The following is a 16,235-nucleotide window of genomic DNA, read 5'->3' as shown; positions in this document are numbered from 1 at the left end:
ATTAGCACAAATTCAGAGAAATAGTATATTATATCTTTTTGCCAAAATGAGCTATTAGTGGTCATAGTGACAGAATTTGAGATTGCTAATCAAAAGCACGAAGCAACTGTAATTCTTGAGAAAATACAGCATCCAATCGATTATGATGCGGAGCTTTCGATTTCTACGCTCGATCTCGACAAGGTTTCAAAAAAAGTAATCTTAGTATCACAAGTCATCAAAACTACGGGTGATTCAAGCAAGGCCGTGATGCAGATTGGTTCTTCAGTTAGAACCTTTCAGAATATTCCTCCTACTGAGTCCCTAACGTTGGGCTTAGGTATTGGCTCAATTTTTATTGCTACAGTAGATTTCTTACTTATTCCGTTTGTGTATCTTACTTGTCATCTCTTAGGTACAAAAGCTCCTGTGACTCCGGAAAATAATGCGAAGTGGTTCTTTTCTGGGATAGCGTTGGCTCTGAGCATCACGTCTATCGCGGTACCTGCCGTAGCCATCGCAATTGCCTTTACAGCAACTTCAATCTCTTTGGCCCTGAGTTTATTTTTATTAGGCAAAACAATCTCTGAATACTATCAATTGAGTAAAGCACAAAGAGCGATTAAGAAAGCGATTTCTCATGCTGAAGCTGAAATGGAGGTGCTGCAGAAAAAAGTGCCTGGATTGAAAACCGCTTTAGGTAATTGTGCTACAACATCAGAGCTTATTTCGCTATGTGAGCAGATTGCCTTGCTTAATGAAGATTTTGAGGCACAAAAAAAATATCTACTTGAGCTTAAGTTAAAGGAATTGGATTTAAATAAGAAATTTAAGGATGCTAATTTTTCGCAAATAATAAACAAAGGAGTTGGTTTTAGTTTATCTGCAGTAGCGCTGATTGGTTTGATTGTATCGCTCTATTTCCCGCTGGCAGGCTTAGGAATATTAACAGCAATATCCGTTCTTTCGTTGGCATTTCTTGTTGTTCGAGTGGCAATACCTTTGATTAAAGTGCTAGTGGGGTGGGTTCGCAGCAAATTTGGAGCTGGCGACAGTGCCACAGGAGATCTTACTGAGACCTATGAGCATACTCAAGAACCTTCAACTGATTCCATGCTTGAGTATTTTTTTGGCAGCAAAGAAAATGCACGCGACATGTTAAAAATAGTGCCGCCTAAAGATATCGACCACTCATTAAGAAGTACTGGTCCTCTGTTTCAAGCCCCTAAGGATACTCTTGCTCCTCAACAGGCAAGTGAGCAGCAATCTCGGTATGAGTTTAGTGGTTAAACCATCGATTTTATGAGTCAGAACCTGTTTTTTCAACAAAAATCAACTTTATTGATGTATTTGGATCCATTTGCTCTTTTTAGTCTAAAGTGCATTGCAAAAAATTAAAAACTCCTTTAATTTAAAATCTTACACCTCAAAGGAAGAGAACTCATGGTGAATATACTTCGCGAGCAACCCCGTGCATTTCACATGATTTTCATGTTGGAGTTATGGGAGCGGTTTGGGTTTTATACTGTTCAAGGGATTTTGACTTTATATTTTATTCGCTATTTGGGTTACAGTGATACGATTTCTTATTATACATTTGGTGCTTATTCAGCTCTAGTTTACGGCATGGTGGTTGTAGGTGGATATTTAGGAGATAGGGTATTAGGCACCAAGCGCACCATAGTTCTTGGTCTTATTGTTTTGGCGGCAGGTTACTTCTCTTTAGCAATTACTGATAAAGAACATGTGTTCTTTGCGCTGGGTTTAATTTGTGTAGGGAACGGTTTATTTAAAGCAAATCCATCGAATTTGCTTGCTAAGTGTTATCAAGAAAATGATCCTCGTTTGCATGGCGGTTTTACTTTGTATTATATGGCAATCAACTTGGGAAGTATGATTGCGTTATTTGCAGGCCCAGCTATTTCTAGCCGCTATGGTTATTCGTATGCTTATATGATGAGTGCAATCGGTTTGTTAATCGGATTGGCCAATTATGGAGTGCAACGTCAATTTGTGGCACACATCAATACGGATGCTGATAAGCGGCGCGTTTCAGTATCCCAATGGCTCATGATATTAATTGGCATATTCATTCTTACTGAGTGCTCTGCACATTTATTGCAGCATGTAATGCTTGCTAAGAATTTATTTTGGTTTATTACTATTGCGGTAATTGCTTATTACCTATTGATGACACGTAAAGAAAGTAAAATTGTACAGATGCGGATGCTGGTCGCTTTAGCCTTGATGTTGGAAGCAATCATTTTCTTTACTTTATACCAACAAATGCCAACCTCGTTAAATTTATTTGCAGTACATAACGTCATTCCTGTTTTCTTTGGCATCACTATTGATGCACAAAGCTTCCAGGCGTTAAATCCTATTTGGATTGTATTAATGAGTCCTGTTTTGGCATATTTTTATGATTTCCTCAATAGAAAAGGCATACAGTTTTCTATCCCATATAAATTTTCTTTAGGAATGACTATGTGTGGCGTGAGCTTTTTAATGCTCTTTTTTGCGCGTTATTTTTATACGGATCAGGGGCTGGTTTCTTCTTGGTGGTTAATCATAAGCTATCTGTTTCAGAGTCTTGGTGAGTTGTTGGTTTCCGCACTTGGTGTTGCAATGGTAGCGGAGTTAGTACCGGCACAAATCGTTGGTTTTGTGATGGGAATGTGGTTTTTAACTTCTGCAATAGCAGGATTTATTGGCGCTACAGTCGCTTCTTATACAGCGCTTCCTGAACATATTAAACCAGGGGTTGGATCATTAATGATTTATACTCATGTATTTGCATGTATTGGTATTGTCACTTTAATTATTGCGTTGTTTATGTGGTTATTATCGCCACGATTAAGTCGTTATATTGCGCTAAAAAAGACTGATCTGCATCAAGAGGCGCAAGGGACAGAATACTCTGTATCTAGGTGTTTTATGATACAGTCATAAGTAAAATAGCGCCTCATGAAGAGATGCTACCTTGTGATATATGAGTAAGGAATGAAGGTGAGTCTATTTTCTCTAGCAAATTTAGGGTGCATAAACCACTCCGTCATCCCTCGTTGCACTCGGGATGACGAAATTAAGAGAATTTAATTTTATCGCCAGTGGCCACGACCTCCATGCCAACCGCCACCATGCCAGCCGCCACCATGCCAACCGCCACCATGCCAGCCACGATTCCAACCACCATGCCAACTGGTGTTCCACCTATGTGCACCCCAGTAGCCCCAATTACGGTGAGGCCGCCATCCAGAGTAGTAGTAACCACTTGGATAGTAAGAGCTTGAGTAGTACGTTGGAGAATAGCCAGAATAATAATAACCTCCTGGATAAGAAGAGACATAACAACCGCTTAACAGGAGTGTCGGCACAAACACTAATGTTGCGATAACCAGTTTTTTCATGATTGCTCCCTCAGTCAATGCCAGTACATTAATTATACTTCATGGCTATAAGTTAATCAAAAAAGGCAGGTATTTTTCAATTTTGTTCTTGGAAAGTGTTTATAAATCAAGGAGTTTTTTAATATAAATTGGATAAACTGTGTTCATATATATGATTTTTATTGTACTATTGGGTGTTGCAAGGCCATAAAGTTAAAAAAAATTCTAGTCTGGATGAGCACAGTGAAATCCTGGTTTCATGTAAGCTTTATAGCCCGATTTTGTTGCGCTAATCCGGGTTATAAAGTATCTAGGCTTCAATAATGAGAAAAAATGAACATTGTAATCAGCCCGCGTTCTCAAAAATTGATAAGAAAATATTTGTTAGCCTCCGGTGTTCATCAAGATGAGCTGCCCTCTATTGCTTCGTCTATTGATCTTGCTACGTTGATCTACTGGCTCAATCAAGAGCAATTAAACCATTCTCATAGGACAAAAGAGGAACAGCAAAGAATAGAGTTTATTTTTGTCTCTTTGCGTACAGAGCTGTTGCACGATTTGTTTGTTTCTATGGGTGGGGATGGTATCAAACTGCCTAAAGAAGACGAAAGCGAGTCGGTGGCAGACAAAATCCAATTTGGATTACTTACAGCGGCAGGAATCTTGGTCGCTGCATGTCAGGGGTTTGATGGTATCGTCACGATGTTGAGTATTTTTGAGGTGTCAACATCGGTGATTCTCGGTGCTGGATTTATATTTTCATTCCTTTCCGTAGTTGTTTTTTGTGGATTTGATTTAGTAAAAGTATCGAATGCTCTGGGAGTTAAGCTGGGTGAGGCTTATAAATTATTAGATGCATACGTGTTGCAATTGCAGATGATTAAACTCATAAGAGAGAAGGTCGATGATTATGACTTTGCGGATCCTCAATGTGATTTGCAAGAACTAAAGCAAATAATTTCCATGTTACAAATATGTTTTACATCGCTTACAGAGGCCAGCAAGCAATTTGAGCAAGCACTGAATAATGAGAACATGCAACTGGCCAAAGCACTCATTTCAGGAGCGTCTGCAATACTCTTTTTTGGCGGTGGTTTTTTTGCAGGGCAATCAGTAGCAATGATTATCTCAGGTCTATTTGTCAGTTCAATGATTCCGGCTTTTTGGCCGGTCATTATTTTTAGTTCTTTAGTAGGCATCGCCGCATTGAGTGTTTATTGGTGTGTTGAACGCCCTGGACTAAATAAGTTAGTAAGTAGCTGGTTTGGTCTAAATGAAGAAAACGTACAGAAATTATGTGATAAGGACTTGATAAGTAAGGAAACAAAAAATTTAGATAATTTAGAAAAGAAAATAATCAGCGCCTCAAGGTTAGCAGATAGGCTTGCTCGGTTGGAGCATCGTGTTGGTGTTGACGAGCAAATGGTCCATGACGATCCTGTACCACAAGGTACAGCGATGGCGACACGGGCTAGTGCTAACTATTATTCCTTTCTTAAACCAGATTCATTGACTTCGATTGCTGTTAAGGGGGAAAACTTAGATGAAGGCAGATGTTTTTGTATCTAGGATCTGGTGGTGTTATGTACAAAATATCGTTGATAATTTGTTGCCGTCCATTTCCTCCTAAACATTGGCGTTATTTCTGGGATTAAATATTCAAGATATCTTTTACAAAAGGGATCGTTATTTTTCGTTGTGCAGCAAGCGACGCATCATCTAAGCGATTAAGTAAGTTTTGCAAATCATGCATATTTCGCGAGCATCGATTTAGGAGAAATTGTCCCACGCTGTTTGGTAAATCAAATCCACGTTTTAATGCATGCAGTTTAAGCGTATTAATTTTATCTTCGTCATTTAATTCCATTAATTGAATGACTAAACCCCAACTTAATCTAGACCGTAAATCCGCTAACTGAATGGGAACAGTGGTTGGTGATTGATTTCCAGAAATGATTAAAGTGCTTTTTCCCATGTCTTTGATTTTATTATATAAATGAAATAAAGCCTCTTCCCATTCAGGATCTTTGGCGATAATGTCTATATCATCAATACAGATTAATTCTTGTTCCTCTACCCCTTCTATGGTTTGCGGTCCCCATTCTTTCAGGAGAGATAAGGGTAGATAGATTGCAGATTGTGTTGCATTAACGGCTTGGCAACATGCTTGTAATAAATGAGTTTTCCCACAACCTGCATTGCCCCAAAGATAAAGTAATCGATCTTCTCCGTGGGCGAGCATGTTATGTAATTGTTGCTGCAGTAGTCTATTGGAGCCCCAATTGAAATCAACAAGGGTTGCTTCATCATTTAATTTGATTGCGAGTGCTAATTGCTTGTTCATTATGATGGTTCTTTTTTGGGCCATGCTTTTCTGCCCCACGTCCACATATAATCAAGGTAAGTAATCGCCGTAGTAAATGTTGTTGATATGATCAGGGCATTAAGGAGATAGGGAGGAAATTCAAAATAAGCTAATTCAAATAAGCAGGAGGTGACCAGCGTTAACTGTAATGCCGTATTTATTTTACTGAGCAATGTGGGTTGAAAATCCAGTTTGCGACGAATAAATTGATACCAAACAAGCACCCCTAAGGAAATCGTTAAGTCTCTGAGAAATACTAAAATGACTAACCACCAGGGCAATACACCAATTAAGGCTAAAGAGATGAAGCTAGAAGCAATTAATAACTTATCAGCGAGTGGATCGACGAATGAGCCAAAAAAACTTTGCCAGTTAAAACTCCGTGCTAAAAAGCCATCCAAACCATCACTTAATCCTGCTAATATAAATAAATAAAAAGCAATAGTGTACTCATGATTGTACAAATAAAATATGAAAGGAATGATTAACATAAGACGCAATAATGTCAGAGCATTTGGAATGTATTTTAATATCATAGGCCATACGATAATTTAATAACCCTTATTTGCCCGCACCTTCACGATGAATCTAGGGATTGGATTTTGAAGGGAATATGTGTTTTGCTAAACAATAAAATCTAGTGTATACAATACTCGCAGTTCTGTCACTTATGTTTCTCTTCATTTTTACGATACATAATCACTGTGTTACCAATCATTTGTACGAGTTCTGCCTGTAATTGCTGGCATAGCTCACCTGCCATGAGTTGTCGGTCTTCCTTTTCTGCACCGTTAATTTTCACCTTGATTAGTTCATGTGAAAGCAATGCAATGTTTGTTTCCGCAATAACGGCTTCAGTTAATCCTTTGGCGCCAAGAAGTACGACAGGTTTTAAATGATGTGCTTGGGCTTTAAGCGATTTTTTGAGTGAACTATCCACTGTAATGTTCCTTAATACACGCCAAATAATACAATTATTTTGGAGGCTGAATGATAAAATGGTAAATTATTGCACGTTTTGCTGGGAAAAGGTAGTGAAATTCAGTATCATAGGTCAAATTGATACTCATAAATAAATTTATGAAGCGTACTAAAAGCAGTAAACGATGGTTGCAAGAGCACTTTGATGATGTTTATGTAAAAAAAGCACAAGCAGAAGGCTACCGCAGTCGCGCCGTATACAAATTAAAAGAAGTAGACGAAAAGGAGTCATTACTCAAACCTGGGATGACTGTAGTTGATCTGGGGGCAGCTCCCGGCGGATGGACTCAGTATGTTTCTGAGCGATTACAAGGACGCGGACGTGTCATTGCTTTGGATATATTGCCTATGGATGCTTTACCCGATGTTGATTTTATTCTAGGTGACTTCCGAGAAGATGAAGTGTTGCAAAAACTAATGGATTTAATTCCAGAACGCGGCGTCGACTTGTTATTGTCAGATATGGCCCCAAATATGAGTGGTACTACTGCAATTGATATTCCACGCGCCATGTATTTGGTGGAATTGGCTTTTGATTTTGCAGAGAAAATGTTAAAACCTGGTGGTTCCATGCTGATAAAAATCTTTCATGGGGTAGGTTTTGATGATTTGGTAAAACAGGCAAGAGCTTCTTTTGAAAAAGTCGTGATTCGAAAGCCTTTAGCTTCTCGAGCTCGCTCAAAAGAAACCTATTTGCTGGCAAAGGGATACAATTTATAGTAACTTTATGATCTAAGCATTCGATCATAAAATAAAGCTGTACGTACTAACGGGGTTAATACTTTGAACGACATGGTTAAGAATTTATTTTTGTGGCTGATTATAGCGATAGTGCTTGTTTCAGTTTTCAGTAATTTCGGCCCTCGAAATTCGGTTGCTGAGAAACTTTCTTACAGCCAATTTTTGAAAGAAGTCGATCAAGGTATGGTTAATTCAGTCACCATTGAGGATGATAAAATCATCAAAGGGATGACTAAAAATAATAAGCGCTTTGTCACATACATGCCTATGCAAGATAATGCTTTGCTAGGTGAGCTATTGAAAAGCAAAGTCGATGTAAGTGGCCAAGAAAAGCAACAAGAAAGCTTCCTTCTCCATTTATTTATTAACTGGTTCCCAATGCTGCTACTCATTGGTGTTTGGGTTTTCTTCATGCGCCAAATGCAAGGCGGGGGCGGTCGAGGTGCAATGTCTTTCGGACGTTCGCGTGCACGCTTACTCGGCGAAGACCAAGTTAAGGTGACCTTTGCGGACGTTGCTGGTGTAGACGAAGCTAAAGAGGAAGTTAAAGAATTAGTTGATTTCTTACGCGACCCTACCAAATTCCAGAACCTGGGTGGGCGTATTCCCCGCGGTGTCTTATTAGTAGGTTCTCCTGGAACAGGTAAAACTCTTTTAGCTCGTGCTGTTGCAGGTGAAGCTAAAGTACCATTTTTTACAATTTCAGGTTCTGATTTTGTTGAAATGTTTGTTGGTGTGGGTGCCTCACGCGTTCGTGATATGTTTGAGCAAGCAAAAAAACATGCGCCCTGCATTATTTTCATCGATGAAATTGATGCTGTAGGCCGTCATCGTGGTGCTGGTCTTGGCGGAGGTCATGATGAGCGTGAACAAACGTTAAACCAATTACTCGTGGAGATGGATGGTTTTGAAGGCAGTGAGGGTGTTATTGTTGTTGCCGCAACAAACCGTCCGGATGTTTTGGACCCTGCATTATTGCGCCCGGGCCGATTTGACCGCCAGGTTGTCGTTCCTTTACCAGATATCCGTGGCCGAGAACAAATATTAAGAGTCCATTTACAAAAAGTTCCAGTAGATGGCAATGTTGACATTATGGCAATTGCTCGAGGTACTCCAGGGTTCTCAGGGGCCGATTTGGCAAATCTTGTGAATGAAGCCGCTTTATTTGCTGCGCGTGCTAATAAGCGTAAAGTGCACATGATCGAGCTAGATAAAGCAAAAGATAAAATCATGATGGGGGCTGAACGACGCTCCATGGTGATGGATGATAATGAGAAAAAATTGACTGCTTATCATGAGGCTGGTCACGCGATTGTTGGTTTAAGCGTACCTGAGCATGATCCTGTTTATAAAGTTTCTATAATTCCACGTGGTCGTGCTCTCGGTGTAACCATGTTTTTACCGGAGCAAGATAGATACAGCCATAGTAAACGTCGTCTGGAAAGTCAATTGTCCAGTTTATTTGGTGGTCGAATTGCTGAAGAGCTGATTTTTGGTCCGGAAAGTGTGACCACGGGAGCATCGAATGACATTATGCGTTCTACTGAAATAGCGCGTAAAATGGTCACGAGCTGGGGGCTATCAACCTTGGGACCGCTTACTTTTGGCGAAGAAGAAGAGGAAGTATTCTTAGGTCGCTCAATGAATAAACATAAAGAAATGTCAGACAGGACAGCGCAACAAATTGATGATGAAGTACGCGCAATCATTGATAGAAACTATAAGCGAGCTAAAGAAATTCTGGTTTCGAATATGGATAAGTTGCATTTAATGGCTGAAAGCTTAATTAAATACGAAACTATAGATTTCAAACAAATACAAGAAATTATGTCCGGTAAAGAACCATCGCCACCGGAAGACTGGGGTTCATCAAAACCTCTGGATGGTGCTGAGGTAGTTCATAACTCATCAGAAAAGCCATCGGAACATGAAGTGATTGTGAATCCTGCTGAAGAGCACTGAGATTAGTAGTGAGAGAAGCAGGTGAATTCAAAGCAATTTTTAGGTTGGCTTGAACGTCAATGCCAACCTTCCTTGGATAACTCCCCAGAAAAACCTTTAATAATGGGTATATTAAATGTTACTCCAGACTCATTTTCTGATGGGGGTAAATTTTTATCCATGGGTAGGGCTTGTGAGCACGCATTTCACTTAATTGGCCAAGGAGCTGATTTAATTGATGTCGGCGGCCAATCTACCCGACCTGGAGCTGAGCCGGTTTCATTAGAGGTCGAATTAGACCGGGTGATTCCTGTTATCGAACAAATTCGTGCTAATTCAGACATTTGTATCTCAATTGATACAAATAAACCTGAAGTAATGGAGGCTGCAGTCGCTGCGGGTGCTAATGTAATTAATGATATTTATGCTTTACGCAGCAAAGGGGCGCTTGAAATGGCGGCAAAACTTGCAGTTCCTGTGTGCTTGATGCACATGCAAGGAGAGCCACATTATATGCAAAACGAACCGTATTATCCGAATGGTGTCCTTGCGGAAGTAACACGTTTTTTTACAGAGCGTATTACGGAGTGTGAGCGTGTAGGTATTAAAAGAAGAAATATAATCTTAGATCCAGGTTTTGGATTTGGAAAACAAGTACAAGATAATTTGCTCTTAATTAAAAATCTTGATAGCTTTGCAAGATTTGCGATGCCTTTGCTTTTAGGGGTATCACGTAAAAGTACGATTGGAGTGGTACTTGCTAAAGAGGTGGGGGAGCGGTTGATAGGAAGTATCGCGGTCGCAGTCTATGCTGCATTGAAAGGTGCGGCGATCATTAGAACGCATGATGTAGATGAAACAAACCAAGCGTTGCATATGATCACCATGATTAGTAAGGCGGGCGTTTTATCAGCTCTCGCAGGATAAAAATTCCTAGGAACGTACACGTTCCTTAATAAGAAGGTAGTTAAGGATGGGGCAACGTAAATATTTTGGCACTGATGGCATACGGGGACATGTGGGTTTATCAAATATTAACCCTGAGTTTGTGTTGAAGTTGGGTTGGGCAGTTGGCCGTGTATTGGCTAATGGTCATCGCAAGAAAGTAGTTATTGGCAAGGATACAAGGGTATCAGGCTACATGCTGGAATCTGCTCTGGAAGCAGGACTCTCCGCTGCTGGTGTTGATGTTGCTTTATTAGGACCTATGCCAACACCTGCTATAGCCTATCTGACCCAAACACTTAGAGCCAATGCCGGAATTGTGATCAGTGCATCGCATAATCTTTTTGAAGACAACGGGATTAAGTTTTTTTCATCAGAAGGAGGGAAATTACCTGATAGCGTTGAATTAGCGATTGAAGCTGAGCTGGAAAAGAAAATGCAAACTGTGCCTTCGCAAAATTTAGGGAAGGCGACTCGAATTAATGATGCCAGCGGACGTTATATAGAATTTTGTAAGTCCACTATTCCGTCATTAACCCGATTATCTGGTTTGAAAATTGTGGTTGACTGCGCAAATGGCGCGACGTACCACATTGCGCCTAATGTTTTTTCTGAGCTAGGTGCGCAAGTTATTTCTATTGGTAACCGCCCCGATGGTTTTAATATCAACGAAGATTGTGGTTCAACATCTCCCGAGCTATTAAGACAAAAAGTCATGAGTACAGGTGCAGATATTGGCATTGGCTTAGACGGCGATGGGGATCGCGTAGTGTTAGTTGACTCTGATGGCCATTTAATTGATGGAGATCAAATCCTCTATATGATTGCTAAAGACCGGCATCAACGAGGGGTGCTCAATGGTGGTGTAGTTGGTACACAAATGAGTAATTACGGCTTGGAAATTGCGATTAAAAGTTTAGGTATTCCTTTCATAAGAACCCGAGTTGGTGACCGTTATGTTTTAGAGGCCCTCCGCGAAAAGGATTGGAAAATAGGTGGTGAAACCTCCGGACACATTGTTTGCCTGGATAAAACCACAACAGGTGATGGGATCGTTGCTGCCTTACAAGTGCTGTCAATTATGGTCAAACAGGGCAAATCCATACAACAACTTAGAGAAGGTATTAATTTATTACCACAAAGCTTGGTGAATTTAAAAACCAATTACGCGACCTTACTTGCAGAACATACACAAGTCATCGAAGTAGTTAAGGCGTTAGAGTCAAGCTTAAATGGAGAAGGAAGGGTTTTACTCAGACCTTCCGGCACTGAGCCATTATTACGTGTCATGGTAGAAGGTATGAACGAGTCTTTAGTAAGGCAGCATGCGCAAAAGCTTTGCGATGATATTAGTCAAATTGAGAGAAATTTAAATATACAGTAGATAAATTGGGCTCATAGTTTTTTATATCTACTGAGCCGTGTAATAAAAAAATCGCAATAGGGCTACACATCGGCAATGAGTTTGGGTATAGTCCGCAGTTGGATGCGAGGGGGATAAATGAGACACAAAATAGTTGCTGGCAACTGGAAAATGAACGGTCAGCTGCAGCAGGTAATTCAATTAAGTAATGAACTTAGAGAATTACTTCACTCTATTAATGATGTCCAAGTTATTGTAATGCCACCGGCCATTTATATCCCACAAGTCCGGGATATACTTGCTGAATGTGATATTGAAATTGGCGCTCAGAACGTCTATCCAAAAGATTTTGGTGCTTATACTGGTGAGATGTCCGCACCGATGTTAAAGGACTACAACTGTCGTTATGTCTTGGTTGGACATTCTGAGAGAAGACATTGTTTTCACGAAGATGAAAATTTTGTAGCACAAAAATTCCACCACGTAAAAGAACATGGTATGATACCGGTTCTTTGCGTCGGTGAAACGTTAGTAGAACGTGAAAAAGGGCAAACAGAACAAGTTATTGCCGAGCAATTGTTTGCCGTAAGTGAACACAATAAAAATTGTTTTCGTGATTGTGTCGTAGCTTACGAGCCCGTTTGGGCAATAGGTACAGGAAAAACTGCGTCACCAGAACAAGCGCAGGAAGTACATCAGTTTATTAGAAAACTGGTTGCAGAAATTAATCATAGCGATGCTGATCGTTTACCACTTCTCTATGGTGGAAGTGTAAACGAAAACAATGCCAAGGCATTATTTGCCATGCCAGATATTGATGGTGGTTTGGTAGGAGGTGCATCGTTGAACGCGAAACAGTTTGTGGAAATTGTGAAATGTATCAATTGATATTAATGATTCATGTAATTGTTGCTGTGGTCTTAATCGGCTTAGTTCTTATCCAACATGGCAAAGGTGCTGATATTGGTGCTGCTTTTGGATCTGGTGCTTCAAATACTTTATTTGGAAGCCAAGGAACAGGTGGGTTTTTATTTAAATTAACTGGTGGTTTAGCACTGACATTTTTTGTCACCAGTTTATTGTTGTCTTATTTGGTGTCTGTGCAATATCAAAAAACAGAACAACAAGTAATTCCTCAGCAAACCAGTGTACCTGCGAATTCAATTCCAGTACCGGTAGATAACAGTAAGAAAAGTAAATAAAATTCCTTGTGCTGCGTTAAATAACGCATTATAAGGGTTGAAAAAAATAATTATAAAAGGAGTTTGCTTACATATCGTTAGCTTGAGCCTAAATAGTCTGATTTTCGAACACTAAAGTGCCGAAGATTGAGATGAAAAGCTCAAGAGAGTAGAAATGTAAACAGGCTCAAAAAGAGTATGCCGAAGTGGTGGAATTGGTAGACACGCCGTCTTGAGGGGGCGGTGGCGAAAGCCGTGCCGGTTCGAGTCCGGCCTTCGGCACCATTTTAATCCGTGCAAGGTGAAAAAATGCTATCTCAATATTTACCTGTTCTCATCTTCATAATTGTCGGATTGGCATTAGGTATAGCAATGATAGGAGCCGGCTCCTTATTGTCAACACATAAACCTGATAGTGCCAAGAATTCTCCCTATGAATGTGGATTTGGGGCATTTGAAAGCTCTCATATTCCATTCGATGTTCGCTTTTATCTTGTAGCCATATTATTTATTATTTTTGATTTGGAAACGGCATTTTTCTTTCCATGGGCGTTGGTTTTACGCAAAATTGGTTGGTTTGGTTTTGCTGGGATGATGTTATTTTTAGGGCTATTAGTTATTGGCTTTATTTATGAATGGAAACGTGGCGCACTCGAGTGGGAATAATTTTTTAAGAGTGCGAAATAGAGCTTGTTCACAATTATCTGAACTGCAAAACTTTGATTTTGCGCGCTGAAGCACGGCATGTGAGCATCGGGGCACAAAAAAGCTAAGCTTTGTGATTTAATTGACGAATTGTAAACAGGTACAAATTCACTTCTGATCGCAACTGCAATTGCAGAAGAAAGCAGTCAGAGGTGATATTTTTTATTAATATTTAACTGCTTAGAGGCTAGCTATGGCGGTTGCAGAATTGCAAAAAAGTGGCTTTGTAACGACTTCAGTCGAGAAACTTCTCGGATGGGCACGTAGTGGTTCTATGTGGCCTATGACTTTTGGTTTGGCATGTTGTGCAGTGGAAATGATGCACGTCGGCGCAGCACGTTATGACTTGGACCGGTTTGGAATTATTTTTCGTCCCAGCCCTCGCCAATCAGATGTCATGATAGTTGCTGGTACACTATGTAATAAAATGGCTCCTGCCTTACGCAAAGTGTATGACCAAATGCCCGACCCTCGATGGGTTATTTCTATGGGCTCTTGTGCGAACGGTGGTGGATATTATCATTACTCTTATTCCGTAGTTCGTGGGTGCGATCGTATTGTCCCCGTAGATGTATATGTGCCAGGTTGTCCTCCAACTGCTGAAGCTTTGCTGTATGGCATTATTCAATTGCAGAACAAAATCAGGCATAAAAAAGTCTTAGAAGCTTAAGATCATCAAAGGTGCAAATAGATGACAAAAAATGATTATTTGGTTGAACAACTCAAAAACGAATTATCGAGTCATGTTAACAATGTTACGGTCGCTTATGATGAAGTAACTGTTGAGTGTGGCGTATCAAATTTAAAAGCAGCAATGCTAGAGCTGCGTGATCTGGAAGCATTTTGTTTTGATCAGCTTATTGATCTTTGTGCCGTAGATTATTTGCTTTATGGTGAGTATGACTGGGAAACAGACACAGCAACTGAAAGCGGCTTCTCTCGAGGTGTAGAACGTCAGGAAGTCAAAGCTTATGCCCTGGATAAACCACGTTTTGCTGTAGTGTACCACCTACTTTCAACTAAAAAGAATCACCGTTTACGTGTCAAAGTATTTGTAGATGAGTCTCATTTAATCGTTCCATCGGTACATCATTTGTGGAAAGGTGCTGATTGGTTTGAGCGTGAAGCCTATGATTTATATGGTGTTTTATTTGAAGGACACCCTGATTTAAGACGTATTTTGACTGATTATGGGTTTATCGGGCATCCATTCCGTAAAGATTTTCCATTAAGTGGTCATGTTGAAATGCGCTATGACGCAAAATTTGAAAAAGTTATCTATGCTCCGGTAGATATCGAACCCAGAGTTTTAGTGCCCAAGGTTATTCGTGAAGATAACCGCTATATTGGTGAAAAAGGGGCAAAAAATGATTGAATTAAAGAATTACACCTTAAACTTTGGTCCACAACATCCAGCAGCACATGGCGTATTGCGCTTAGTTCTTGAGCTTGAAGGCGAAACAATCGTGCGCGCAGATCCACATATAGGATTACTGCATAGAGCAACAGAAAAATTGGTAGAAACCAAACCTTATCTCCAATCTATTGGTTACATGGATAGACTGGATTATGTATCTATGATGTGTAATGAACATGCCTATGTACGCGCTATAGAAAAGTTTTTAGGTATAGAAGCACCGCTTCGTGCTCAATACATTCGTACCATGTTTGATGAAATAACTCGTGTTTTGAATCATCTGTTATGGTTAGGTGCTATAGCATTAGATATTGGGGCAATGACTGTGTTTCTGTATTGCTTCAGAGAGCGTGAAGACCTTTTTGATTGCTATGAAGCAGTCTCGGGCGCACGGATGCATGCTAAATATTATAGACCTGGTGGTGTCGCTCGCGATCTACCTGATACTATGCCTCAATATAAAGCATCTAGATGGCATAGTGAGCGTGAAATTGAAAAACTGAATGAAGATAGAAGTGGGAGTTTACTTGATTTTCTGTGGGCATTTACTGAACGCTTCCCACGTTGTGTTGATGAGTATGAAACACTATTAACTGACAATAGAATCTGGAAGCAACGTACAGTAGATATCGGTGTTGTTTCACCTGAAGAGGCTTTGCAATGGGGTTTTACCGGACCAATGCTTCGTGGTTCTGGAATTGCGTGGGATCTGCGCAAGAAGCAGAGTTATGCTGCATATGATCGGGTGGATTTTGATATTCCAGTGGGTAAAACGGGTGATTGCTTCGACCGTTATTTGGTTCGTGTAGAAGAGTTAAGACAATCAAATCGTATTATTAGACAATGTATTGAATGGCTCAGAGCAAATCCTGGTCCGGTGCGTATTGATGATCATAAGGTTACACCGCCGCGCCGTGTTGAAATGAAAGAAGATATGGAAGCCTTAATCCATCACTTTAAGCTGTTCACTGAAGGTTTTTGCTTACCTGCTGGAGAAGTATATAGTGCTGTTGAAGCCCCTAAAGGTGAGTTTGGTATTTATATGGTTTCTGATGGTGCCAATAAGCCCTATCGGGTAAAAATTCGTGCGCCTGGATTTGCGCATCTGTCGAGTTACGATGCGATGACAAGAGGACATATGATCGCTGATGGTGTCGCTATTTTAGCGAGCCAGGATATAGTATTTGGTGAAATTGATCGTTAATTTGTGGTACGTCATTTCTTACGC

The 16,235-nt window shown here is 40.2% G+C and carries 17 protein-coding genes and 1 tRNA gene; 14 read left to right on the top strand and 4 right to left on the bottom strand.

The features are described 5' to 3' along the window. The first annotated feature begins 57 nt into the window (after positions 1–57). On the top strand, positions 58–1,269 hold the full coding sequence (locus tag BGO44_RS14110; RefSeq protein ID WP_273200253.1) for a hypothetical protein: 1,212 nt from the start codon (positions 58–60) through the stop codon (positions 1,267–1,269). Positions 1,270–1,422: 153 nt separating this feature from the next. Beyond that, a complete protein-coding gene (locus tag BGO44_RS14105) occupies positions 1,423–2,931 on the top strand; it encodes an oligopeptide:H+ symporter (protein ID WP_273200252.1) in 1,509 nt (502 codons plus the stop codon). Between the two features lie 149 nt (positions 2,932–3,080). On the opposite strand, the gene BGO44_RS14100 is transcribed toward BGO44_RS14105, so the two are convergent. Further along, positions 3,081–3,389 carry a hypothetical protein gene (locus BGO44_RS14100; protein ID WP_273200250.1) on the bottom strand — a complete coding sequence of 103 codons (309 nt, stop codon included), beginning with the start codon at positions 3,387–3,389 and terminating at the stop codon, positions 3,081–3,083. A 312-nt stretch (positions 3,390–3,701) separates the two neighbouring features. Between BGO44_RS14100 and BGO44_RS14095 the strand changes: the two genes are divergently transcribed. Then, on the top strand, positions 3,702–4,937 hold the full coding sequence (locus BGO44_RS14095) for a hypothetical protein (RefSeq protein ID WP_273200248.1): 1,236 nt from the start codon (positions 3,702–3,704) through the stop codon (positions 4,935–4,937). An 82-nt stretch (positions 4,938–5,019) separates the two neighbouring features. Here BGO44_RS14095 and hda read toward each other — a convergent pair whose 3' ends face one another. The 3 genes from hda to yhbY all read right to left on the bottom strand — a co-directional run bounded on the left by hda (position 5,020) and on the right by yhbY (position 6,673). Then, complete coding sequence (gene hda / locus BGO44_RS14090) at positions 5,020–5,712, bottom strand: DnaA regulatory inactivator Hda (RefSeq protein ID WP_058511614.1); 693 nt, start codon at positions 5,710–5,712, stop codon at positions 5,020–5,022. Next, on the bottom strand, positions 5,712–6,269 hold the full coding sequence (locus BGO44_RS14085) for a CDP-alcohol phosphatidyltransferase family protein (RefSeq protein ID WP_058511615.1): 558 nt from the start codon (positions 6,267–6,269) through the stop codon (positions 5,712–5,714). The genes hda and BGO44_RS14085 overlap by 1 nt, the downstream gene beginning before the upstream one ends. Positions 6,270–6,397: 128 nt before the next feature. Continuing rightward, positions 6,398–6,673, bottom strand: coding sequence for a ribosome assembly RNA-binding protein YhbY (gene yhbY / locus BGO44_RS14080; protein WP_058511616.1), 276 nt, complete (start codon positions 6,671–6,673; stop codon positions 6,398–6,400). A gap of 140 nt (positions 6,674–6,813) precedes the next feature. On the opposite strand from yhbY, the gene rlmE reads away from it, so the two are divergent. The 11 genes from rlmE (at position 6,814) to BGO44_RS14025 (ending at position 16,211) form a co-directional block, all read left to right on the top strand. Then, positions 6,814–7,434: a 23S rRNA (uridine(2552)-2'-O)-methyltransferase RlmE gene (gene rlmE, locus BGO44_RS14075; protein ID WP_058511617.1), complete on the top strand. Its 621-nt coding sequence runs from the start codon at positions 6,814–6,816 to the stop codon at positions 7,432–7,434. A gap of 72 nt (positions 7,435–7,506) precedes the next feature. Next, positions 7,507–9,417: an ATP-dependent zinc metalloprotease FtsH gene (gene ftsH / locus BGO44_RS14070; protein ID WP_058511618.1), complete on the top strand. Its 1,911-nt coding sequence runs from the start codon at positions 7,507–7,509 to the stop codon at positions 9,415–9,417. 21 nt (positions 9,418–9,438) lie between these two features. After that, positions 9,439–10,323 (top strand): dihydropteroate synthase, encoded by an 885-nt coding sequence (gene folP, locus BGO44_RS14065; protein ID WP_058511619.1) that lies wholly within the window; start codon positions 9,439–9,441, stop codon positions 10,321–10,323. Between the two features lie 46 nt (positions 10,324–10,369). Continuing rightward, positions 10,370–11,725: a phosphoglucosamine mutase gene (gene glmM / locus BGO44_RS14060; protein ID WP_058511620.1), complete on the top strand. Its 1,356-nt coding sequence runs from the start codon at positions 10,370–10,372 to the stop codon at positions 11,723–11,725. 117 nt (positions 11,726–11,842) lie between these two features. After that, positions 11,843–12,592, top strand: a complete 750-nt coding sequence (tpiA, locus tag BGO44_RS14055; RefSeq protein ID WP_273200242.1) for a triose-phosphate isomerase — start codon at positions 11,843–11,845, stop codon at positions 12,590–12,592. Continuing rightward, positions 12,580–12,906 carry a preprotein translocase subunit SecG gene (gene secG, locus BGO44_RS14050; protein WP_058511622.1) on the top strand — a complete coding sequence of 109 codons (327 nt, stop codon included), beginning with the start codon at positions 12,580–12,582 and terminating at the stop codon, positions 12,904–12,906. Before tpiA ends, secG begins: the two co-directional genes overlap by 13 nt. Positions 12,907–13,085: 179 nt before the next feature. Next, a tRNA-Leu gene (locus BGO44_RS14045) sits at positions 13,086–13,170 on the top strand. Between the two features lie 24 nt (positions 13,171–13,194). Further along, positions 13,195–13,551: an NADH-quinone oxidoreductase subunit A gene (locus tag BGO44_RS14040; RefSeq protein WP_058511623.1), complete on the top strand. Its 357-nt coding sequence runs from the start codon at positions 13,195–13,197 to the stop codon at positions 13,549–13,551. A gap of 232 nt (positions 13,552–13,783) precedes the next feature. Continuing rightward, positions 13,784–14,260, top strand: a complete 477-nt coding sequence (locus BGO44_RS14035) for a NuoB/complex I 20 kDa subunit family protein (protein WP_028381738.1) — start codon at positions 13,784–13,786, stop codon at positions 14,258–14,260. A 21-nt stretch (positions 14,261–14,281) separates the two neighbouring features. After that, positions 14,282–14,965, top strand: a complete 684-nt coding sequence (locus BGO44_RS14030) for an NADH-quinone oxidoreductase subunit C (protein WP_058511624.1) — start codon at positions 14,282–14,284, stop codon at positions 14,963–14,965. Next, positions 14,958–16,211, top strand: coding sequence for an NADH-quinone oxidoreductase subunit D (locus tag BGO44_RS14025; protein ID WP_058511625.1), 1,254 nt, complete (start codon positions 14,958–14,960; stop codon positions 16,209–16,211). Before BGO44_RS14030 ends, BGO44_RS14025 begins: the two co-directional genes overlap by 8 nt. Positions 16,212–16,235: the final 24 nt, after the last annotated feature.

It is taken from the genome of Legionella sp. 39-23 (assembly GCF_001897665.1).
In the GTDB taxonomy this organism is placed as follows: Bacteria; Pseudomonadota; Gammaproteobacteria; order Legionellales; family Legionellaceae; genus Legionella; species Legionella steelei.
The sequence above is the reverse complement of the archived record's forward strand: the minus strand, read 5'-3'. Positions and strand labels throughout refer to the sequence as shown.

What these genes read in the sequence shown, in the direction of transcription:
- BGO44_RS14105 (WP_273200252.1), top strand. Translation starts at nt 1,423, where the DNA reads ATGGTGAATATACTTCGCGAGCAACCCCGTGCATTTCACATGATTTTC.
- BGO44_RS14100 (WP_273200250.1), bottom strand. Translation starts at nt 3,389, where the DNA reads ATGAAAAAACTGGTTATCGCAACATTAGTGTTTGTGCCGACACTCCTG.
- BGO44_RS14095 (WP_273200248.1), top strand. Translation starts at nt 3,702, where the DNA reads ATGAACATTGTAATCAGCCCGCGTTCTCAAAAATTGATAAGAAAATAT.
- hda (WP_058511614.1), bottom strand. Translation starts at nt 5,712, where the DNA reads ATGAACAAGCAATTAGCACTCGCAATCAAATTAAATGATGAAGCAACC.
- BGO44_RS14085 (WP_058511615.1), bottom strand. Translation starts at nt 6,269, where the DNA reads ATGATATTAAAATACATTCCAAATGCTCTGACATTATTGCGTCTTATG.
- rlmE (WP_058511617.1), top strand. Translation starts at nt 6,814, where the DNA reads ATGAAGCGTACTAAAAGCAGTAAACGATGGTTGCAAGAGCACTTTGAT.
- ftsH (WP_058511618.1), top strand. Translation starts at nt 7,507, where the DNA reads ATGGTTAAGAATTTATTTTTGTGGCTGATTATAGCGATAGTGCTTGTT.
- glmM (WP_058511620.1), top strand. Translation starts at nt 10,370, where the DNA reads ATGGGGCAACGTAAATATTTTGGCACTGATGGCATACGGGGACATGTG.
- tpiA (WP_273200242.1), top strand. Translation starts at nt 11,843, where the DNA reads ATGAGACACAAAATAGTTGCTGGCAACTGGAAAATGAACGGTCAGCTG.
- secG (WP_058511622.1), top strand. Translation starts at nt 12,580, where the DNA reads ATGTATCAATTGATATTAATGATTCATGTAATTGTTGCTGTGGTCTTA.
- BGO44_RS14040 (WP_058511623.1), top strand. Translation starts at nt 13,195, where the DNA reads ATGCTATCTCAATATTTACCTGTTCTCATCTTCATAATTGTCGGATTG.
- BGO44_RS14035 (WP_028381738.1), top strand. Translation starts at nt 13,784, where the DNA reads ATGGCGGTTGCAGAATTGCAAAAAAGTGGCTTTGTAACGACTTCAGTC.
- BGO44_RS14030 (WP_058511624.1), top strand. Translation starts at nt 14,282, where the DNA reads ATGACAAAAAATGATTATTTGGTTGAACAACTCAAAAACGAATTATCG.
- BGO44_RS14025 (WP_058511625.1), top strand. Translation starts at nt 14,958, where the DNA reads ATGATTGAATTAAAGAATTACACCTTAAACTTTGGTCCACAACATCCA.